Here is a 20,553-nt window from a genome sequence, read left to right as displayed (position 1 = left end):
GCGCCGATGGTACTGCAGGGGGGACCCTGTGGGAGAGTAGGACACCGCCGGACACCAATTCACGATGGCCACCCAGAAATGGGTGGCCATCGCTGTTTAACCAGAGGTTCTCCCTGAGAGCCGCTAGCCGCTCGACGCGGCGCCGTGAGGAGTGACGATGTCCGAGGACCGCACGTCCGGAAGCGAGAGCGTCGAGCTCGGCGATCGTCTCGACGACATCGAGCAGTCGCCCCTGGCATCGCGGGCGGCTGCCTACGCGGAACTGCAGGAGCAGCTTCGGATCCGGCTCGAGGGTGGTGACTCCGCTCGATGACCGACTCCGAGGACCAGCGGCTCGATACCGCACTCGCCACGCGAGGCATCGCCCGCTCCCGAGTGCATGCGGCGCGCATGATCGCCGACGGTGTCGTCACCGTGGACGGTGCGCCGGCGCTCAAACCGTCGATCCGAGTGCGGCCCGAGCAGGAGGTCGCCGTCGCCTCGCTGGACCACTACGTCAGCCGGGCGGCCCACAAGCTGATCGCCGCCCTGGACGCGTTCCCCACCGTGCGAGTCGACGGTGCGAACGCCCTGGATGTCGGCGCCTCCACGGGCGGGTTCTCCCAGGTGCTCCTGGAGCGCGGAGTCGCGTCGGTGATCGCGCTCGACGTCGGACACGGGCAGCTTGCGCCTCGGATCCGCTCCGAGGAGCGAGTGCGCGTCGTCGAGGGCTTCAACGCGCGGGAGATGACGGCGACCTCGCTCGCAGCGGCCTCCGGAACGGATGTCGTGCCGGACCTCGTCGTCGCGGACGTCTCCTTCATCTCCCTGTCGATGGTGCTGCCGGCCGTCGCCGCGTCCGTCGCGCCGACCGCCGATTTCGTCGTGCTGGTCAAGCCGCAGTTCGAGGTGGGCCGCCTCGGCATCAAGGAGGGGATCGTCCGTGATCCGGAACTCCGGCGCGAGGCACTCTCCGACGTGCTCTGGTCCGCCTGGGACGCGGGACTCGGAGTGGCCGGTCTGATCGCCTCGCCGCTCCCGGGTGGCGCTGGGAATCAGGAGTATCTGGTGCACCTCCACCGCGACCGCGGAACGATTCCGACAGAATGGAGGGACGCGGTCACCGCGCTCACCCTCGGGTGACGCGATCGTGTCCGCCGCCGTCGATCGACCCGAAGGACACCCACTCGATGCAGTCCCCTCCTGGCGAGCGCAACATCCTCGTCATCGCCCATACCGGACGGGCGGACTCCCTCGAAGCGGCGATCCTCGTGGTCGGACGCCTCCGCGGGTCCGGAGCCCGGCCCGTGCTCTGCGCCGACGACAAGGGTGACATCGTCCGCACCGCGCCCGAGCTCAGCGACGTGGCCGTCCTCGGCGCCGACGTCACGCTGGAGGAGATCGAGCTGGTCTTCGTCCTCGGCGGGGACGGCACCATCCTGCGCGCGGCCGAGATCGTCCGAACCGGCACGGCTCCGCTGCTCGGAGTGAACCTCGGCCATGTCGGCTTCCTCGCCGAGAGCGAGCGCGACGACCTCGACGACGCGGTCGCTCGCGCACTCGACGGCGACTACGCCGTGGAGGAGCGGATGACGCTGCAGGTGCGCGTCAAGATCGACGACGCCGTGGTCTACGAGACCTGGGCGCTCAACGAGGCCACCGTCGAGAAGGGCAGCCGCGAGCGGATGCTCGAAGTGATGGTCGGCGTCGACGGTCGTCCGCTCTCCAGCTTCGGCTGCGACGGCATCGTCGTGTCGACGCCCACCGGCTCGACCGCCTACGCCTTCTCCGGCGGCGGTCCCGTCGTCTGGCCCACGCTCGAGGCGATGCTGCTCGTGCCGCTCAGTGCGCACGCCCTGTTCGCCCGCCCGCTCGTCGTGGGGCCGGACTCCAGCCTCGCCGTCGAGGTGAAGGAGCGCACCGACGGCGTCGGCGTGCTCTGGGCCGACGGCCGGCGCACCTACGAGCTGCCGCCCGGGGCGCGGGTGGTGTACCGCCGCTCGCCCGTGCCGGTGCGCTTCGCCCGCCTGCACGACGCCCCGTTCACCGATCGCCTGGTGCAGAAGTTCGGTCTCCCCATCCGCGGATGGCGGGGGTCGGCGGAGACGGAGTAGCCGCATGCTCGAGGAGCTGCAGATCCGCGACCTCGGCGTCATCGCCGAGGCGACCCTCCCGCTCGGACCGGGATTCACCGCCGTCACCGGTGAGACCGGTGCCGGCAAGACCATGGTCGTGACCGCCCTGGGCCTCGTGCTCGGCGCGCGCTCCGACGCGTCCGCCGTCCGCTCCGGCAGCAAGCAGGCCTGGGTGTCCGGCCGCTGGCTGGTGCCCGAGGAGGGTGCGGTCGCGGACCGCGTCCACGACGCCGGCGGCGACCTCGACGGACCCGAGCTGCTGCTCGCGCGCTCGGTCTCGGCCGAGGGGCGCGGGCGTGCCGTCGTCGGCGGCCGCAGTGCCCCGGTCAGCGTGCTCAGCGAGCTGGCCGATCAGCTCGTCGTGGTGCACGGGCAGTCGGACCAGATCCGGCTGCGCTCGGCGGCCGCGCAGCGCGACGCGCTCGACCGCTTCGGCGGACCCGAGCTGGGGGAGGCCCTGCGCGACTACGCGAGCGCCTTCGAGCGCTGGCGGGCCAACCGCGAGGAGCTCGACGAGCTGACCACGGCGCGGGAGTCGCGGGCGCGCGAGGCGGAGCGACTCCGCAGTGCGCTCGCCGAGATCGAGGTGGTCGCCCCGCAGCGCGGTGAGGACGTCGAGCTCTCGACGCAGTCCGAGCGGCTCGGCAGCATCGAGCAGCTGCGCATCGCCGCAGGGGAGTCCCGCGAGGCCGTGTCCTCGGAGGAGCTCGACGGCCGCGACGCCCTCGGTCTCGTCGAGATCGCCCGCCGGGTGCTCGAGCGCGCGGCGGAGCACGACGCGGCGCTCGAGCCGCTGACCCAGACCCTCGGCGAGGCGTCGGTGCTGCTCGGCGACGTCGCGGCCGGCCTCTCCTCCTACCTCGCCGAGCTCGACCTCGACGGCGCGCACGACCTCGAGCTGATCGAGAACCGCCGGGCGGAGCTCTCCGCGCTCGCGCGCACCTACGGGCCGACCCTCGACGACGTGCTCGACCTCGTCGACTCCTCCGGGCTGCGGCTGCTCGAGCTCGACGGCGACGACGAGCGGATCGCGGCCCTCGAGGCCGACACCGCCGCCGACGCCGATCTGGTCGAGCGGCTCGCCGACCGGCTGACCGAGCTGCGCACCGCGGCCGCCGCCGAGCTGGGCGCGCGGGTGAGCGACGAGCTGACCGCGCTGGCCATGGCCGATGCTCGCCTGCACGTGCAGGTCGGCAGCGCGAGCGAGCCGACGGTGCACGGGCGCGACACGGTCGAGATGCTGCTGCAGCCGCACACCGGCGCCACTCCGCGCGCGCTGGCGAAGGGCGCCTCCGGCGGAGAGCTCTCGCGGGTGATGCTCGCGATCGAGGTGGTCGTGGCGGCGAACGATCCGGTGCCGACGTTCGTCTTCGACGAGGTCGATGCGGGCGTCGGCGGTGCGGCGGCGATCGAGATCGGGCGCCGGCTCGCGCGCCTGGCCGAGACGTCGCAGGTCATCGTGGTGACGCACCTGGCCCAGGTCGCGGCCTTCGCGACCAACCACCTCCGGGTCGAGAAGGGCTCGGACGGCTCGGTCACCTCGAGCGCGGTGACCCAGCTGGACGCGGAGGAGCGGGTGTCCGAGATGGCGCGCCTGCTCTCCGGGCTCACGGACTCCGAGAACGCCCTGGCGCACGCGCGCGAGCTGCTCGAGTCGAGCCGCCGGCGCTGACGCCGGCCGGTGCGCCGCCCCCCGACCGGTGCGAAATCGGCGGGGGCGGCGCCCGGACCCGGTTCTGCTGTTACGGTGGAACCCCGTGGTGGACAATTCGAACTCGGGCCTTTCCTCTTCCTCTTACGACACTTCTGCGGCCGGGCGCGACACCGCCCCCGCGAAGGTCACGAAGCACATCTTCGTCACGGGCGGGGTCGTCTCCTCGCTCGGCAAGGGCCTGACGGCCGCCAGCCTCGGCAACCTGCTCACCGCGCGCGGACTGCGCGTCGTGATGCAGAAGCTCGACCCGTACCTCAACGTCGATCCCGGGACGATGAACCCGTTCCAGCACGGCGAGGTCTTCGTGACCGACGACGGCGCGGAGACCGACCTCGACATCGGGCACTACGAGCGCTTCCTCGACATCAACCTGAACCAGGCGGCGAACGTCACCACCGGTCAGATCTACTCCCGGGTGATCGCCCGCGAGCGGGCCGGCGAGTACCTCGGCGACACGGTCCAGGTCATCCCGCACATCACCGACGAGATCAAGCGCCGCATGCGCCTGCAGGCCGAGGACGACCCGCAGCCCGACGTGATCATCACCGAGATCGGCGGCACCGTCGGCGACATCGAGTCGCAGCCCTTCATCGAGTCGGCCCGCCAGGTGCGCCACGAGCTCGGCCGCCGCAACGTCTTCTTCGTGCACGTCTCGCTCGTGCCGTTCATGGGCGCCTCCGGCGAGCAGAAGACCAAGCCGACCCAGCACTCCGTCGCCGCGCTGCGCTCGATCGGCATCCAGCCGGACGCGCTCGTGCTGCGCAGCGACCGGCCGGTGTCGGAGTCGAACAAGCGCAAGATCGCGCTGATGTGCGACGTCGACGAGCAGGCCGTCGTCAACGCGAAGGACGTCGCCTCGATCTACGAGATCCCCTCGATGCTCAACGAGCAGGGGCTCGACTCGTACATCATCGATCAGCTCGACCTGTCGGCCGGCGAGGTCGTCTGGGACGGCTGGTCGCAGCTGCTCGAGGCCGTGCACGAGCCCAAGCACGAGGTGACCATCGGCCTGGTCGGCAAGTACATCGACCTGCCGGACGCGTACCTCTCGGTCACCGAGGCGCTGCGGGCCGGCGGCTTCGCGCAGCAGACCAAGGTCGTCCTGCGCTGGATCGCGTCCGACGGACTCGAGGACCCGGAGGCGGCCGCGAAGGCGCTCTCCGAGCTCGACGGCATCTGCGTCCCCGGCGGCTTCGGCATCCGCGGCATCGAGGGCAAGCTCGGCGCGCTGCGCTTCGCCCGAGAGAACGGCATCCCCACCCTGGGCCTGTGCCTGGGGCTGCAGTGCATGGTGATCGAGTACGCACGCAACGAGGCCGGACTCGAGGGCGCGTCGTCCTCCGAGTTCGACCCGGAGACCGAGTTCCCCGTCATCGCGACGATGGCCGAGCAGGTCGAGATCCTCGCCGCCGGCGACATGGGCGGCACGATGCGGCTCGGTCTCTACACGGCCGATCTCGCCGAGGGCTCGATCGTCGCGGAGGTCTACGGAGCGCCGCAGGCGGCGGAGCGCCACCGCCACCGCTACGAGGTGAACAACGGCTACCGCGACCGCATCGCCGATGCCGGCCTCTGGTTCTCGGGGACGTCGCCGGACGGCAGCCTCGTCGAGTACGTCGAGCTGCCGCGGAAGAAGCACCCGTTCTACGTCGGCACGCAGGCTCACCCCGAGCTGCGCTCGCGGCCGAACAACGCGCACCCGCTGTTCAAGGGGCTCGTGACCGCGGCGCTCGAGCGCCAGGAGGCGTCGCGCCTGTTCCCGGCGTCGGAGGCCGGCTCCGATGACTGACGCGACCGATTCCGTGCCCTCGGACGCGCTGCTCTCGGACGAGCTCGTCGAGCCCGAGATCCTCACCAGCGAGCGCGTCTTCGACGGCATGGTCTGGGGCGTCCGCGCCGAGACCTTCCGCTACGGCGACGGCGAGCTGCGCCGCGAGTTCCTCGACCACACGGGCGCCGTCGCGGTGCTCGCCCTGGACGACGAGGACCGCGTCGCGCTGATCAAGCAGTACCGCCACCCCGTGCGCACCCGCGAGTGGGAGATCCCGGCCGGCCTCCTCGACATCGAGGGGGAGGACGCCCTCCTCGCCGCGCAGCGCGAGCTGGGGGAGGAGACCGACCTGCGGGCCGGCCGCTGGGACCTGCTCTCGGAGTTCGCCACCTCGCCCGGCGGCAGCGACGAGGTGATCCGCATCTACCTGGCGCGCGATCTCTCCGCCACCGACGCCGCCTTCGAGCGCGAGGCGGAGGAGGCCGACATGGAGCTGCGCTGGGTCGCGCTCGACGAGGCGGTCGACGCCGTGCTCGCGCGGCGGGTGCAGAACCCGTCCCTCTGCCTCGCGGTGCTCGCGGCGGACGCCTTCCGCGCGCGCGGCTGGGCCGGCCTCGGCGACGCCTCGGCACCGTGGACGCGGCACCCGCGGGTCCGCCGGGGGTGACTCCGGCCGCGATCGCCGACGCCTTCCTCCGGCAGGCGAGCGTCGAGCGCGGACTCTCGGCGCACACCATCGCGGCCTACCGGCGCGATCTGGGGCTGTACCTCGGCTGGCTCGAGGAGCGCGGGGTCACCGATCTCGCGGCGCTCCGGCGCTCGGACGTGGGGGAGTTCGCGTCCTGGCTCGCGGCGCGGGCCGAACGGCCGCTGGCGGCGAGCTCGCGGGCGCGGATCCTCTCGAGCGTGCGTGGGCTGCACCGCTTCGCGCTCGAGGAGGGGCACGTCGCCGACGACGTCGCCCACGACGTGCTGCCGCCGAAGCTCCCGATGACGCTGCCCAAGGCGATCACGGTCGAGCAGATGGCGTCGCTGCTCGAGGCGGCCCGGGGCGAGGAGCTGTCGGAGCTGCGCGATCGGGCGCTGCTGGAGCTGCTCTACGCCACCGGGGCGCGCATCTCGGAGGCGGTCGATCTGAGCGTCGACGACGTGTTCGACTCCGAGGTGGTGCGGCTGACCGGGAAGGGCTCGAAGCAGCGGATGGTGCCGCTCGGGAGCTTCGCGCGCGAGGCCGTGCAGGACTACCTGGTGCGGGCGCGGCCCGAGCTGTCGCGGCGCGGGCGGGCGACGCCGGCGCTGTTCCTCGGAGTGCGCGGAAGTCGGCTGTCGCGGCAGAGCGCGTGGCTGGTGATCCGCGCGGTCGCGGAGAAGGCGGGGCTGGATCGCGAGATCTCGCCGCACACGTTCCGGCACTCCTTCGCGACGCACCTGCTCGCGGGCGGGGCGGACGTGCGGGTGGTGCAGGAGCTGCTGGGGCACGCCTCGGTGGCGACGACGCAGATCTACACGCTGGTGACGGCGGACACGCTCCGCGACGTGTACACGACGGCGCACCCGCGGGCGCGGCGCTGAGGGGGCGGGTCGCTTCATGCTGATCGAGTAGCCCGCGGAGCGGGCGTATCGAGATCCGGCGTTCGAAGGGGGTGGGTCTCGATACGCCGCTGCGCGGCTACTCGACCAGCATGGAGGGGGCCGCTGCGCGGCGACTCGACCAGCATGGAGTGGGCCGCTGCGGCTGCTCGACCAGCAGGGGTGTGCCGCTGCGCGGCTGGCTGATCAGCAGGCGCGCTCGAGATCGGCGGACGCCGGGGCGGCGGCGGGGACGACGACGGGGTCGCCGGTACACTCGACGGAGGCCGCGCGGGAGCGCACGCCGACACGGGAAGCGAGGCGACGCAGGTGACACGCAAGACGGACGACAAGGCCGAGCTCACCGGTCTCGAAGCCCCGACGCTCGGCCCGACCGGCCGGCCCCTGCGCGACTTCCCGCTCCCGGTGGAGCTGACCGGGCACGGGCCCGCGCGCATCATCTCGCTCTGCAACCAGAAGGGCGGCGTCGGCAAGACGACGACGACCATCAACCTGGGCGCGACGCTCGCCGAGTACGGCCGCCGCGTGCTGGCCATCGACTTCGACCCGCAGGGCGCGCTGTCCGCCGGTCTCGGCGTCGCGACCTACGACGCGATTACGATCTACGACCTGCTGCTCGGCACCGTCAAGGACCCGAGCGAGGCGATCCGCCCGACCCGCGTCCCCGGCCTCGACATCATCCCCGCGAACATCGACCTGTCGGCCGCGGAGGTGCACCTCGTCAACGAGGTCGCCCGCGAGACGATCCTGGCTCGCGTGCTGCGCAAGGTCAGCGCCGACTACGACGTGATCCTGATCGACTGCCAGCCGTCGCTGGGCCTGCTCACCGTGAACGCGCTCACCGCGAGCCACGGCGTGCTCATCCCGCTCGAGTGCGAGTTCTTCGCGCTGCGCGGCGTCGCGCTGCTGATCGAGACGATCGACAAGGTCCGCGACCGGCTGAACCCCGTGATCGAGCTCGACGGCATCCTGCCGACCATGTACGACTCGCGCACACTGCACTCGCGCGAGGTGCTCGACCGGGTGGTCGACGCCTTCGGCGACAGCGTGCTCGAGACGGTGATCGGACGCACGGTGAAGTTCCCCGACGCGAGCGTGTCGGGGGTGCCGATCACCACGTTCGCGCCGGAGCACAACGCGGCGAAGGCCTACCGCAAGCTCGCCAGGGAGCTGATCTCGCGTGGCGCGGTCGCCTGAGGCGCTCCTGCTCGACCAGGAGGCGGACACCGCCCCCGTCTCCCGCGGCTTCACCGTCGCGCTGTCGAACTTCGAGGGGCCCTTCGACCTCCTGCTGAGCCTGATCGCGAAGCAGCAGGTCGACATCACCGAGATCGCGCTGAGCGCGGTGACGGACGAGTTCCTCTCCTACCTGCACGGCATCGACACGGCGGAGGGGCTCGACCGCGCCTCGGAGTTCCTGGTCGTCGCGGCGACCCTGCTCGACCTCAAGATCGCCGGGCTCCTGCCGCAGGGCGAGCTGGTCGATGCGGAGGACGCGGCGATGCTCGAGGCGCGCGACCTGCTCTTCGCCCGGCTCCTGCAGTACCGCGCGTTCAAGCAGGTGTCGGCGTGGTTCGCCGAGCGGATCGACGCCGAGACCGGCCGGCACGTGCGCCAGGTGCCGCTCGAGGAGGAGTTCCGCGCGAAGAAGCCGGAGCTGGTCTGGACGCTCTCGCCCGAGGACTTCGCGGCGCTCGCCGCCGTCGCGCTCGCTCCGCGCGAGATCCCGACCGTCGGGCTCGACCACCTGCACGCGCCGCTGATCAGCATCCGCGAGCAGGCCGCGTACATCGTGGCCGTGCTGCGCGAGCGGACGACGGCGACCTTCCGCGAGCTCGTCGCCGATGCGAACGAGAAGGGCGTGATCGTGGCGCGCTTCATCGCCGTGCTCGAGCTCTACCGGCATGCCGCGATCGCGTTCGAGCAGCCGGAGCCGCTCGGCGAGCTGACCCTGCAGTGGGTGGCCGAGAACTGGTCGGACGCGAGCCTCGCGCACCTGGGGGCCGACTATGACCAGTGAGCCCACGAGCACCGACTCCGCGGCCGTCGCCGGTCCCGGGACCGTCGCGTTCGAGATCGACCGCGCCGTCGAGGCGATCCTGATGATCGCGGACGAGCCGCAGTCGCTCGCCGCGCTCGCCACGGCGCTCTCCCGGCCGATCCCGGTCGTCCGGCAGTCGGTCGAGCGGCTCGCCGCGGACTTCGACGGCGCGGACGGCGGCATCCGCCGCGGCTTCGAGCTGCGCGAGGTCGGCGGGGGCTGGCGGGTCTACGTGCGCCGCGAGTACGACTCCGTCGTCTCCGACTTCGTGCTGACCCAGAACCCGACCAAGCTGTCGCAGGCGGCCCTCGAGACTCTCGCGGTGATCGCCTACAAGCAGCCGATCTCCCGCGGCCAGGTCGCGCAGATCCGCGCGGTCAACGTCGACTCCGTCGCGCGCACCCTCCTCGGCCGCGGCCTGATCGCGGAGGTCGGCAGCGACCCCGAGACCGGCGCGGTCCTCTACGGCACCACCGAGCAGCTGCTCGTCCATCTCGGCCTCGCCTCGCTCGACGAGCTGCCGAAGATCTCCCCCCTACTGAGCGACGGACGGAACGGATTCGATGAGCGCGGCTGACTTGCCCGAGGGCGAACGACTGCAGAAGGTCCTCGCGGCCGCGGGGGTCGCCTCCCGCCGCGTCGTCGAGGAGATGATCGTCGCGCGGCGGATCCGCGTGAACGGCGAGGTGGCGAGCGAGCTCGGCCGCCGCATCGACCCGGAGAACGACCGGATCGAGGTGGACGGCGTCGCCGTGCAGCTGGACACCTCGCGGCGCTACGTGATGCTGAACAAGCCGGTCGGCGTGGTCAGCTCGCTCTCCGACGAGAACGGCCGGCCCGACCTCCGGACCTACACGCAGAACTTCGAGGAGCGGCTGTTCAACGTCGGCCGCCTCGACTCCGAGACCTCGGGGCTCCTGGTGCTGACCAACGACGGCGAGCTGGCGCACGTGCTCGCGCACCCGTCGTTCGGGGTGACGAAGACCTACATCGCGAAGGTGCACGGGCAGGTGCTGCCGCAGACGATCGCGGCGCTGACAGCCGGCGTCGAGCTGGAGGACGGCACGGTCGCGGCCGACAAGGCGCGGCTGCTCGGCCGACCGGAGGGTCGCTCGAACGCGTCGCTCGTCGAGATCACGCTGCACTCCGGGCGCAACCGCGTCGTCCGGCGGATGATGGCGGCCGTCGGGCATCCGGTGCTCGAGCTGGTGCGCCGGCAGTTCGGCCCGCTTCACCTGGGCTCGCTGCGGTCCGGCGATCTGCGCGACCTGACCCGCGACGAGCTGGGTGCGCTGCTGACCATCTCGCGCCAGGGCGGCGAGGCGCCGGTGGAGAAGCCGGAGCCGACACGCCAGGCGAGCGCGGGCGCGCGGCGGCCGCGGCCGCAGACCGCGGACGACCGGGGGACCGAGGGGCGCGGAGAGCGGCGGACCGAGGAGCGCTCGGTGCGGCGGTCCGAGGAGCGGCCCGTGCGGCGGTCCGAGGAGCGGCCGGAGCGCCGGTCGGAGGACCGCCCCGTGCGCCGGTCGAACGAACGGCCCGAGCGCCGTTCGGACGATCGCCCGGTGCGTCGCTCCGAGGAGCGGCCCGAGCGTCGCGCCGACGACCGCGGCGACCGACGCTCGGACGAGCGCCGTCGTGACGAGCGGCCGCGCGAGCGCCCCTCCGATGCGTTGCGCGCCGACGACCGCGCGACGCCGCCGCAGGACCGGCGACGCCCCTCCGCGAACGGTGCCGAGCGGCCCGACTCCGGTGTGCGGCGCAGCGGCCAGGACAAGCGGCGTCGGCCTGATCGGTAGGCTGTCGGGGTGAACGAGCTCCTGCACCCCGCCCCGCCCGCGATGCGGACGACGGGGACGGTGCGGGTGGTCGGCTCCGGTCTGCTCGGCGCGTCGATCGGCCTGGGCCTCGCCTCGCGCGGGGTCGACGTCGTCCTCGACGACGCCTCGCCCGCCAGTCTCTCGCTCGCCATCGACTACGGGGCCGGCCGCGCCGCCTCCGCGGACGACCGGCCCGTGCTGATCGTGGTCTGCGTGCCGCCGGACGTCGTCGCCGGCGTCGTCGAGCGCGAGCTGGCCGCGTTCCCCGAGGCGGTCGTCACCGACGTGGCCAGCGTCAAGATGCAGCCGCTGCGCGAGCTGCGCGCCCGCGGCCTCGACCTCAGCCGCTACATCGGCTCGCACCCGATGGCCGGCCGGGAGCGCGGCGGTCCGGTGGCGGCCCGCGGCGACCTCTTCGTCGGCCGGCCCTGGGTGATCTGCCGCGACGGCGAGACGCCCGCGGACGCACTCGCCCGCGTCGAGGCGCTCGCGCTGGACCTCGGCGGCTCGATCATCGAGATGGCTCCGGAGGAGCACGACCGCTCGGTCGGCCTCGTCTCGCACGCGCCCCAGGTGATCTCCTCCCTGCTCGGGCAGCGGCTCGTCGACGCGCCGAACGACGCCCTGCGGCTCGCGGGCCAGGGCGTGCGCGACGTCTCGCGGCTTGCCGCCTCCGCCCCGGAGCTGTGGGTGCAGATCCTCGGCGCGAACCGCGAGCACGTGGTCGCCGTGCTCGACGCCTTCCGCGACGACGTCGCCGCGGTCGCCGACGCCCTGCGCGACCTCGACGCCCCGGGTGCCCGCCGCCTGCTCGCCGAGCACCTCGCCGCGGGCAACGCCGGCGTCGCCCGCCTGCCCGGCAAGCACGGCCAGGACCAGCGCTTCTCCACCCTGATCGTCCTCGTCGACGACACCCCGGGCACCCTCGCCCGGCTGTTCGTCGAGATCGGCGAGGCCGGGGTCAACCTGGAGGACGTGCGCCTCGAGCATGCGGAGGGGCGCCGCGTGGGCCTCGCCGAGATCTCGGTGGTGCCGGAGGCCGTCGGCCCGCTGACCGAGGAACTGACCGCACGCGGCTGGAGGATCGCCGGATGAGCACGGAGCAGAACAGGCAGGAGGGCGGCCTGAACCGGATGACGCCCGCCCGCCGCGCGCAGCAGAGCATCCCGGAGGACGGGGGAGCGGCGCCCGAGCGCGCGAGCGGCTCGCACACCGACGACGTGCCCGACTTCGGCGACGCGGTCGTCGTCGCGATCGACGGACCGGCCGGCAGCGGCAAGTCGAGCGTCTCGCGCGAGGCGGCCCGACGGCTCGACTTCGAGTTCCTCGACACCGGCGCCGCGTACCGCGCGCTCGCCTGGCACGGCCTCGACACCGGGCTCGACTTCGCCGACGAGAACGCGATCGTCGACGCGCTCGACGGCTTCGACTACTCCATCGGCACCGACCCCGAGTCGTACTCGGTCTGGGTCGGCCGGACCGAGGTCACGGCCGCGATCCGCGAGCCCCGGGTGACCGGCCAGGTCTCGGCCGTGGCGAAGGTCCCGGAGGTGCGCCGGCGGATCACGCTGCTGTTCCGCCGCATCATCGGCGAGACCCGCAAGGCCGGCATCATCGTCGAGGGGCGCGACATCACGACGGTCGTGGCGCCGACCGCCGGGGTGCGGATCCTCCTGACGGCGAGCGAAGAGGCTAGGATGGCGAGGCGTTCGCGCGAAGTCACCACGCAATCCGCTGAAGCGACGGGTCAGGCACTGCGGTCCAGGGACCGCGCCGACTCCCAGGTGGTGGACTTCATGAACGCCGCAGACGGAGTCACTCTTCTCGACTCCACTCACCTCGACTTCGAGCAGACCGTCGATGCGGTCATCGCCGAGGTCCGAACTTCGAGAGCAAGGGCCGATCATGGCACAGGACACGCACGTCGGTGACGACGAGCTGAACTTCGGAGACGACGACCTCGTCGAGCGCCTCGGCGACCTCGACGAGCAGCTCGCCTCCTCGCGCGCCCAGGCGCTGCGCAGCGGACTCGAGGACTACGACCTCGACGAGGAGGACCGCGACCTCCTCGAGTACGCCAGCGAGGACCCCGACGAGATCCGCTACCTCCCGGCGCTGCCGGTCGTGGCGATCGTCGGCCGTCCCAACGTCGGCAAGTCGGCGCTGGTCAACCGCATCCTCGGCCGCCGTGAGGCCGTCGTCGAGGACACCCCCGGCGTCACCCGCGACCGCGTCTCGTACAAGGCCGACTGGCTCGACCGCCAGTTCACCGTCGTCGACACCGGCGGCTGGGAGCCCGACGCCCGCGGCATCGACGCCTCCGTCGCGATGCAGGCCGAGATCGCGATCGACCTCGCCGACGCCGTCATCTTCGTCGTCGACGCGAACGTCGGCGCGACCGCGACCGACGAGCACGTCGTGAAGCTGCTCCGCAAGACCAGGAAGCCCGTGTTCCTCGCGGCCAACAAGGTCGACGACGTGCGCCAGGAGCCGAACGCCGCCTCACTGTGGTCGCTCGGCCTCGGTGAGCCCCACCCCGTCTCGGCCGTGCACGGCCGCGGCGTCGCCGACCTGCTCGAGACGGTGCTGGAGAAGCTGCCGCTCGAGTCGCTCGTCGCCAAGCGCGAGGTCGGCGGCCCGCGGCGCGTCGCCATCCTCGGCCGCCCGAACGTCGGCAAGTCCAGCCTGCTGAACAAGGCCGCGGGGGAGGAGCGGGTCGTCGTCAACGAGCTGGCCGGCACCACCCGCGACCCGGTCGACGAGCAGGTCGAGATCGCCGGCAAGATCTGGCGCTTCGTCGACACGGCCGGCATCCGCCGCCGCGTGCACCTGCAGCAGGGCGCCGACTTCTACGCGTCGCTGCGCACCTCGACCGCGCTCGAGAAGGCGGAGGTCGCGGTCGTCGTGATCGACGTCTCCGAGCCGATCTCGGAGCAGGACGTCCGCATCATCGACCTGGTGCTCGAGTCGGGCCGCGCGCTCGTGCTCGCGTTCAACAAGTGGGACCTCCTCGACGACGAGCGCCGCCGCTACCTCGAGCGCGAGATCGAGAAGGACCTCGCGCACGTCGCCTGGGCTCCGCGCGTGAACATCTCGGCGAAGACCGGGCGCCACCTCGAGAAGCTCGTGCCCGCGCTCGAGCTCGCCCTCGAGTCCTGGGACACCCGCATCCCGACCGGCAAGTTCAACGCGTTCCTCGCGGAGCTCACCGCGGCGCACCCGCACCCCCTGCGCGGCGGCAAGCAGCCCCGCGTGCTGTTCGGCACCCAGGCGTCCTCGCGCCCGCCGACATTCGTGCTGTTCACCACCGGCTTCCTCGACCCGGGCTACCGCCGCTACATCGCGCGCCGCCTGCGCGAGATCTACGGCTTCCAGGGCTCGCCGGTGAACGTCAACATGCGCGTGCGGGAGAAGCGCGCGCGCTGACACGTTCTGTCGCGGCGGCTCCGGCTCGTCGTTCTGCGTGCCGGAGCATGCTGATCGAGTAGTCCGCGGAGCGGGCGTATCGAGATCCACCCCCGCCTGCGCATCCGGCGATCGATCGGTCAGGAACGGTCGTGCTCCGCGCGCCGACCCGACCACTCGTGACGGATCGATGCCCGCGGGCGTCAGTCCTGCGTGGCGAACGGCCACCAGGACGGCAGCAGCCGCCGGTACGCCGCGAGGTAGGTCTCGGGAGTGCGCGGCTCGGGGAGCCGCAGCCACGCCTCCATCAGGCCGGTCGAACCGGCGGCGAGGAAGGAGGCGGTGCCGTCCGCGAGGAACGCGGTGATGTCGTCGCCGTCGGGCAGCTGCAGCGTCCCGGTCTCGAGCGTCGCGAGGACGGCCGCGCGGAAGTGCAGCGCGAGCATCGCCCGGACACCCGAGTCGCCGCCGGGAGCATCGAACGCCCGCAGGTAGAGGTCGCGGCGCGCCTCGAGGTGAGCGAGGATCCGCGCCGTGCCCTGGCGGATGGTCGCGTCGGTCGCCGCGCCGGTGCGCAGGGTGTCGAGATACTCGTCGCGGATCGCGTCGAGCTCGTCGGCGAGTGCCGCACAGAGCAGCTCGGCGGCCGAGGTCGCGTGCGCGTAGAAGGTGGAGCGATTGACGCCGGCACGATCGGTGATCTCGGAGACCGTGAGGCTGGAGACGTCCCTGGCAGTCGCCAGATCGATGATGGCTCGGTGCAGGGCCACCTGCGATCGCTTCTGCCGCGCGTCCACTGCTGCTGCCTCCTGTAGGGCGCGCGCTCCGGTCCGCCCGGCGCGCACCGCCTCAGCGATTCTACGGGCGCCGAGCGTCGGTCGTTTTCACTCTCGGCCCCGCGATCCGCTAAGGTAGTCGAGTTGCCCGGGCCTCGGTCCGGACTGCCACGGGCTGTGGCGCAGCTTGGTAGCGCACTTGACTGGGGGTCAAGGGGTCGCAGGTTCAAATCCTGTCAGCCCGACAGAAAGCCCTGATGAGATGTCCGATCGCGGACTGGTTCTCATCAGGGCTTCGTCGTTTCTGGCGCCGCTGTGCGCGCGTGCCGAGCCGCTCAGCGCAGCAGCTCCGCGACCTCCGCGAAGGCCGCCTCGCGGCGAGCCACCCGCGCCGCCCGCTCGATCGGGTCCTTCGTGAAGAGGGCCTGCTGTGACGGGTGGAACGTGCGCACGACGGCCAGGCCGCGCTCGCGCTCGATGCCCGGGTGCAGCCGGAGCAGGCGGCGCCAGCCGTGGTCGGCGTCGGCGCCCTGCAGCAGGACGACCTCGATGCTCGGGGCGAGGTCGAGAAGATGCAGGACGGTCGGGATCCCCGCGTCGAGCTGCTCCGCGGTCGGTGCCTTGCCGATGTACCAGGGGTAGGCGTTCCAGGGCAGGAGATCGAACGGCGACAGTCCGACGTCCGTGAGTAGGCGCGACATCAGCTCGGCGGAGCCGTCGTCGTTCTCGGTGCAGAGGAACCCGCTGCCCGCGCCGTCTCGGGTGCCGGGGCCGGGGTCGCGCAGGATGCTGAGCACCCGCGCCTCGGTGCCGCCGTGCAGGGGAGCGATATAAGGGAGCCAGCCGCGATCGTACGGGTTCCGCAGCTCGTCGATCCAGCGGTTGATCGGGGCGACGTGGGGCGCGTAGCGCTGCTCCCACTGCTGCCGGCGGAAGTCGAGGTCGGCCATGGCGCGGGGCATGACTGCACCCTAGACCCCGGGTGCGCGTGACGATCGGGCCGGCCGGGCGGACTGGAGGACGGCCCAGGCGAGACCGGAGGAGAGCAGGCAGGAGATCAGCAGGGCGCCGGAGAGGGTCAGCAGGACACGGAGTGCATCGTTCCCCTGGCCGTGGAGCGCAAGGCTGGAGGCGGCACCGGCCACCGGCAGCATGGTGAGCGCGACCGCCGCGACCACCCGGCCGAGAAGCAGATCCGAGAAGGCGCGTGATCCGATGCCCGCGAGCGCAGCGCTCGTGCAGCAGAGTGCGAGAGGAAGGACTGCGAGCAGACCCCAGCCGATCCCGTGCAAGTACACCGAGGCCCAGAGAACGACGGCGGGCAGCGACACGGCCGACGAGAGGAAGGCGTGAAGCCCGACACCGGCGAATCCGGCTCGGGCGATCGAGACGTCCGCGAGCGGAAGGTGCTGGTGGTCGAGGTCCTGCGCGGTCGCCTGAGACGGACCCGGAAGCGCGAGGATCAGCACGAGGAGAAGTCCGCCCAATAGCATCGGCACGCTGTCCCGCAGCAGGCTGGAGAGCACCGCCACGGCGAGGAGGGCGAGCGCAGTGCGGGGCTCCTGCCAGCGCCGGCGCCGAGTCTGCGCCAGGTGGCTCGCTAGGACTGCGCCGACCGCGGAGTCGGGCCATCGCGTCCATGAGGGACGGCCGACGGCGTAGCCCCGGCCGGACAGAGCTCTGCTCGACTCGCCGGAGAGGACTCGGGTGAGCTGGTTCGCGAGGATGCTCTCCTCGACCGCGGGTTCGACGAAGATTCCGGCTCGCCGGACGAGCAGGCCGACGGCGATGCTCGAGAGCAGGAGAACGCCGATGGTGGCGGAGGCGTGCGCGAGTCCGCTCGCCTCGGGCGCGAGGATCACCTCGAAGAGGAGACCGGCGGCGCTCATCGCGGCCGACCCGATGGAGTCCTCGCCCACGAGCAGCGACTGCACCCCGAGGGCGATCCAGACCGCGCCCGCGGCGAGGACGCAGGCCAGCCCGATCCGGCGCCGGTCCGGCCGGGCGATTCTTCCGAGGAGATGGCTGGTCAACGACGTCGCCCGGATCAGGAGGAGGACGGCCGTCATCGCGCACCCCGAGAGCACGCCCCACGCGACCGGCTCTCCACGGAGAAACAGTGCCGTCGCCGACGCCGCGGAGGCACTGACGAACGCGATCGCCGCGGTCCCGACCGCATGCACCACCACGACGATGCGCGGACCACTCGGGCTCTGCAGCACCCAGGACACGTCCGCGGGCTGCAACCGCAGCGGCGAACCCCGCTGCGCTGTCAGTGACACCAGGATCAGAGAGAGACCGAGGACGAATCCCGCGATCCGCGTGGGGGGCGACTCCGTCGGAGACCCGCCGGCCCCACCCTGAACCAGGAGCCAGACGCCGCTCGACGCAGCGATCACGAGGACGACGATCGCGAGGGGATTCGTCACGAGGGCCGTGGTGCTGCGGATGCGGATGCGCAGGTAGGCCCGGGAGAGAGCGAGCGCTCCTGCAAGGGGAAGACGCCGCGTTCGTTCAGTCGTCGTCATCGCGAAGAGCTCCCACGACACGGAGATAGACGTCCTCCAGAGGCGGCTGCCCCTCGAGATCGTCGCGCCCGAGACGCGCGATGTGCGCGATCCTCCCGGCGTGCAGGATCACCGCTCGATCGGCGATGCGCTCCAGCTCGGTCAGCCCGTGCATCGAGAGCAGGACGCCGCAGCCCTCGTCGGCGAGCCGCCGGACCTCGTTGCGGAGCTCGCGCACAGAGACGGCATCGAGGCCGTTGAACGGCTCGTCCAGCAGGAGGAGCCCGGCGCCCTTCAGCAGCGCAAGGACGAGAGCGAGCTTGCGGCGCATCCCCTGCGAGAGCTGATGGGGGAGGAGGTCCTGCTTGTCGCTCAGTCCGTAGCGCTCCAGGAGCGACGGTCCGAGCGACTCGTTCCGGGGTGAGCCGCTCAGCCGCTCGATCAGCCGGACGTGCTCCACAACGCTCAGACCCGGGTACAGGTCCGGTTCCTCCGGCATGAGGCTGAGGGCTCGTCGAGCCTCCGTCGTGCCGATCGCGTGACCGAGGACGAGGGCACTGCCGTGCGAGGGCTCGTACAGTCCGGCGAGGGTGCGCATGAGGGTGGTCTTCCCGGCGCCGTTGGGTCCGACGAGTCCGACCACCTCGCCGGCGTCGATCGTGAAGGAGACGTCGCGGAGCACATCGACTGAGCCCATGCGCTTCCCGAGGCTTCGAACGTCGAGGAGCAGGCGAGGAGTGTCGTTGTCAGGCATCGGTGGTCAGCCAGCGGGAGAGATCGCCGCCGGCCCGCTCGATCGCCTCCCGCAACGGATCGAGGCCGCCGTCTTTCAGAAGCGCTGCGAGCATCTTCCGGATATCGGGAGATCCGCTCGCGGCGGCCCTCTCGACTGCCCGACGGACTGCGGGGTCGTACTGCACCGCTCGTCGATGACGAAGGAGCCGTCGAAGGACGGGTCGTGCGGTGGTGCTCGCATCCCAGCCGCGCTCGTCGCCGAATGCCTGGATCACGCGTTCGATGCTGTCACCCGGCGCGAGGCACGCGGCGTAGGCGAATGCGACGTGCAGCGCCGACACAGGCTCACTCTGCTGCTGGGCCACCTGTCCGGCGATGGTCATCACCCTGCGGAACTCTGCTGCGCGTTTCACGCTCCACCTCCTCGACGTCATCGAGGAGCGTAGGTTCGCGCCCACCACAAGACAAGAGGAATCCTCGAAGTGGCGCATTGCACACGATCTGACCGACTGCCGCCGTGGTCTACTTCGCGAGCTGTCCGAGCTTCGCGTGGGAGCGGGAGTAGGCGAAGTAGATCGCGAAGCCGATGGCCAGCCAGATCAGGAAGCGCAGCCAGGTCTCGATGGAGAGGTTGAGCATCAGGTAGGTGCAGATCAGGGCGGAGAGGCCGGGGAGCCAGGGGTTGAGCGGGACACGGAAGCCACGCTTGAGCTCGGGGCGCTTGCGGCGGAGGACGATGACGCCGACGGAGACCAGGACGAAGGCGGAGAGGGTGCCGATGTTGACCATCTCCTCGAGGACGCCGATCGGGGTCAGGCCGGCCAGCAGGGCGACGATGATCGTGACGACCACGGAGGTGACCCACGGGGTGCGCAGGCGCGGGTGCACCTTCGCGAGGCGCTGGGGGAGCAGGCCGTCGCGGGACATCGCGAAGATGATGCGGGTCGCGCCGATGAGCAGGGTCAGCACGACGGTGGTGAGGCCCGCGACGGCGCCGGCGGAGATGACCGTGGCCATCCAGGTTTGGCCGTGATACGCGAAGGCGTTGGCGAGGGCGGCGGAGGGGTCGAGCTCGCGGTAGGGGACCATGCCGGTGACGACCAGGGCGACGGCGCAGTAGAGCACCGTGCAGATGATCAGCGAGGCGATGATGCCGATGGGCATGTCGCGCTGCGGGTTGCGGGTCTCCTCGGCGGTGGTCGCGACGACGTCGAAGCCGATGTAGGCGAAGAAGACCAGCGAGGCGCCGGCGATGATGCCGCCGACTCCGAAGGTCGCCGGCTCGATGCCGGAGAGGAACTGCAGCAGCGGCTGGGCGAGACCGGACGCGGCCTGGGACGCCTCCGCGGGCGGGATGAACGGCGAGTAGTTGCCGACGTTGATGAACTGCAGCCCGGCGATGATGACGAACAGCACGATGAAGAGCTTCACGGCGACCAGCACCAGGTTGACGCGCAGGGACTCCTTGATGCCGAAGGTCATCAGGGCGCCGAGCACGAGCACCAGCAGGATCGCGGGGACATCGACGACGCCGCCGTAGGAGATCGCCTCCGGGAGGACGATGCCGAGCTGCCCGAGGAACGAGCCGAGATAGGCGCTCCAGCCCTGGGCGACCACGCTCGCGCCGAGGAACAGCTCGAGGATGAGGTCCCAGCCGATGATCCAGGCGAAGAGCTCGCCGAGCGAGGCGTAGGAGAACGTGTAGGCGGAGCCGGAGACCGGCACCGTGGAGGCGAACTCCGCGTAGCACATGGCCGCGAGCGCGCAGGCGAAGGCGGCGACGACGAAGCTCAGCACGATCGCGGGGCCGGCGATGTCATGCGCGGCGCGGCCGGTGAGCGTGAAGATGCCGGCGCCGATCACGACTCCGACGCCGAAGACGGTGAGGTCGAGGGCGCTCAGCGACTTCTTGAGGCGGGTCTCGGGCTCGTCGGTGTCGGCGATGGACTGCTCGACGGACTTGGTGCGGAGGAGGCTCACGGTGGTTCTCTCTGGTGAGGTGACGCGGTGTGCAGCGGGTCGCGATGCGACGGCACTCCGGGAGGATAGCGGCGCGGCGACCATGCGGGGCAGCCCTCGC

General features: G+C 71.7%; 19 protein-coding genes, 1 tRNA gene and 1 pseudogene. 15 read left to right on the top strand and 6 right to left on the bottom strand.

Features of this window, described 5'->3' with window-relative positions; all coding sequences use genetic code 11:
- Positions 1 to 157: 157 nt before the first annotated feature.
- From MT351_RS16235 to der, 14 genes and pseudogenes are all read left to right on the top strand, one after another.
- The gene (locus MT351_RS16235; RefSeq protein ID WP_165909240.1) at positions 158 to 313 is read left to right on the top strand and encodes a hypothetical protein; all 156 of its coding nucleotides are present in this window, start codon (positions 158 to 160) and stop codon (positions 311 to 313) included.
- Positions 310 to 1,122 (top strand): TlyA family RNA methyltransferase, encoded by an 813-nt coding sequence (locus MT351_RS16230; RefSeq protein ID WP_132438487.1) that lies wholly within the window; start codon positions 310 to 312, stop codon positions 1,120 to 1,122. The genes MT351_RS16235 and MT351_RS16230 overlap by 4 nt, the downstream gene beginning before the upstream one ends.
- Before the next feature lie 47 nt (positions 1,123 to 1,169).
- A complete protein-coding gene (locus tag MT351_RS16225; protein ID WP_123733311.1) occupies positions 1,170 to 2,093 on the top strand; it encodes an NAD kinase in 924 nt (307 codons plus the stop codon).
- Positions 2,094 to 2,097: 4 nt separating this feature from the next.
- A complete protein-coding gene (gene recN / locus MT351_RS16220; RefSeq protein ID WP_132438486.1) occupies positions 2,098 to 3,786 on the top strand; it encodes a DNA repair protein RecN in 1,689 nt (562 codons plus the stop codon).
- Positions 3,787 to 3,853: 67 nt separating this feature from the next.
- A complete protein-coding gene (locus MT351_RS16215) occupies positions 3,854 to 5,617 on the top strand; it encodes a CTP synthase (protein WP_279398415.1) in 1,764 nt (587 codons plus the stop codon).
- Positions 5,610 to 6,266 carry an NUDIX hydrolase gene (locus MT351_RS16210; protein ID WP_132438484.1) on the top strand — a complete coding sequence of 219 codons (657 nt, stop codon included), beginning with the start codon at positions 5,610 to 5,612 and terminating at the stop codon, positions 6,264 to 6,266. Before MT351_RS16215 ends, MT351_RS16210 begins: the two co-directional genes overlap by 8 nt.
- The gene (gene xerD / locus MT351_RS16205; protein WP_132438491.1) at positions 6,263 to 7,171 is read left to right on the top strand and encodes a site-specific tyrosine recombinase XerD; all 909 of its coding nucleotides are present in this window, start codon (positions 6,263 to 6,265) and stop codon (positions 7,169 to 7,171) included. The genes MT351_RS16210 and xerD overlap by 4 nt, the downstream gene beginning before the upstream one ends.
- 327 nt (positions 7,172 to 7,498) lie before the next feature.
- Positions 7,499 to 8,386, top strand: coding sequence for a ParA family protein (locus tag MT351_RS16200; RefSeq protein ID WP_123446039.1), 888 nt, complete (start codon positions 7,499 to 7,501; stop codon positions 8,384 to 8,386).
- A complete protein-coding gene (locus tag MT351_RS16195; RefSeq protein ID WP_132438483.1) occupies positions 8,370 to 9,209 on the top strand; it encodes a ScpA family protein in 840 nt (279 codons plus the stop codon). Before MT351_RS16200 ends, MT351_RS16195 begins: the two co-directional genes overlap by 17 nt.
- Positions 9,199 to 9,807, top strand: a complete 609-nt coding sequence (gene scpB / locus MT351_RS16190) for an SMC-Scp complex subunit ScpB (RefSeq protein WP_123735984.1) — start codon at positions 9,199 to 9,201, stop codon at positions 9,805 to 9,807. Before MT351_RS16195 ends, scpB begins: the two co-directional genes overlap by 11 nt.
- A pseudogene (locus tag MT351_RS16185) lies at positions 9,794 to 10,558 on the top strand (pseudouridine synthase); the annotation flags it as partial. The gene scpB and the pseudogene MT351_RS16185, both read left to right, overlap by 14 nt.
- A 513-nt stretch (positions 10,559 to 11,071) precedes the next feature.
- On the top strand, positions 11,072 to 12,145 hold the full coding sequence (locus tag MT351_RS16180; protein ID WP_243582661.1) for a prephenate dehydrogenase: 1,074 nt from the start codon (positions 11,072 to 11,074) through the stop codon (positions 12,143 to 12,145).
- Positions 12,142 to 12,981, top strand: coding sequence for a (d)CMP kinase (gene cmk, locus MT351_RS16175; RefSeq protein WP_243582657.1), 840 nt, complete (start codon positions 12,142 to 12,144; stop codon positions 12,979 to 12,981). The genes MT351_RS16180 and cmk overlap by 4 nt, the downstream gene beginning before the upstream one ends.
- Positions 12,956 to 14,476 (top strand): ribosome biogenesis GTPase Der, encoded by a 1,521-nt coding sequence (gene der, locus MT351_RS16170; protein WP_123735983.1) that lies wholly within the window; start codon positions 12,956 to 12,958, stop codon positions 14,474 to 14,476. Before cmk ends, der begins: the two co-directional genes overlap by 26 nt.
- 182 nt (positions 14,477 to 14,658) lie before the next feature.
- Here the strand turns inward: der and MT351_RS16165 are convergent, their stop codons facing one another.
- Entirely contained in the window at positions 14,659 to 15,225 is a 567-nt protein-coding gene (locus MT351_RS16165; protein WP_243582656.1) for a TetR family transcriptional regulator, read from the bottom strand.
- A gap of 177 nt (positions 15,226 to 15,402) precedes the next feature.
- Here MT351_RS16165 and MT351_RS16160 point away from each other — a divergent pair.
- Positions 15,403 to 15,476, top strand: a tRNA-Pro gene (locus tag MT351_RS16160).
- A gap of 90 nt (positions 15,477 to 15,566) precedes the next feature.
- Here the strand turns inward: MT351_RS16160 and MT351_RS16155 are convergent.
- The 5 genes from MT351_RS16155 to MT351_RS16135 all read right to left on the bottom strand — a co-directional run bounded on the left by MT351_RS16155 (position 15,567) and on the right by MT351_RS16135 (position 20,453).
- Positions 15,567 to 16,193, bottom strand: a complete 627-nt coding sequence (locus MT351_RS16155) for a uracil-DNA glycosylase (RefSeq protein WP_243582655.1) — start codon at positions 16,191 to 16,193, stop codon at positions 15,567 to 15,569.
- Positions 16,194 to 16,202: 9 nt separating this feature from the next.
- The gene (locus MT351_RS16150; RefSeq protein ID WP_148060256.1) at positions 16,203 to 17,300 is read right to left on the bottom strand and encodes a hypothetical protein; all 1,098 of its coding nucleotides are present in this window, start codon (positions 17,298 to 17,300) and stop codon (positions 16,203 to 16,205) included.
- Between the two features lie 445 nt (positions 17,301 to 17,745).
- Complete coding sequence (locus tag MT351_RS16145) at positions 17,746 to 18,435, bottom strand: ABC transporter ATP-binding protein (RefSeq protein ID WP_243582654.1); 690 nt, start codon at positions 18,433 to 18,435, stop codon at positions 17,746 to 17,748.
- Between the two features lie 49 nt (positions 18,436 to 18,484).
- Positions 18,485 to 18,886: a hypothetical protein gene (locus MT351_RS16140; RefSeq protein ID WP_243582653.1), complete on the bottom strand. Its 402-nt coding sequence runs from the start codon at positions 18,884 to 18,886 to the stop codon at positions 18,485 to 18,487.
- 109 nt (positions 18,887 to 18,995) lie between these two features.
- Positions 18,996 to 20,453, bottom strand: a complete 1,458-nt coding sequence (locus MT351_RS16135) for an amino acid permease (RefSeq protein WP_243582652.1) — start codon at positions 20,451 to 20,453, stop codon at positions 18,996 to 18,998.
- Positions 20,454 to 20,553: the final 100 nt, after the last annotated feature.

Source organism: Rathayibacter sp. VKM Ac-2926 (assembly GCF_022815565.1).
Taxonomy (GTDB): Bacteria; Actinomycetota; Actinomycetes; order Actinomycetales; family Microbacteriaceae; genus Rathayibacter; species Rathayibacter festucae.
The sequence above is the reverse complement of the archived record's forward strand: the minus strand, read 5'-3'. Positions and strand labels throughout refer to the sequence as shown.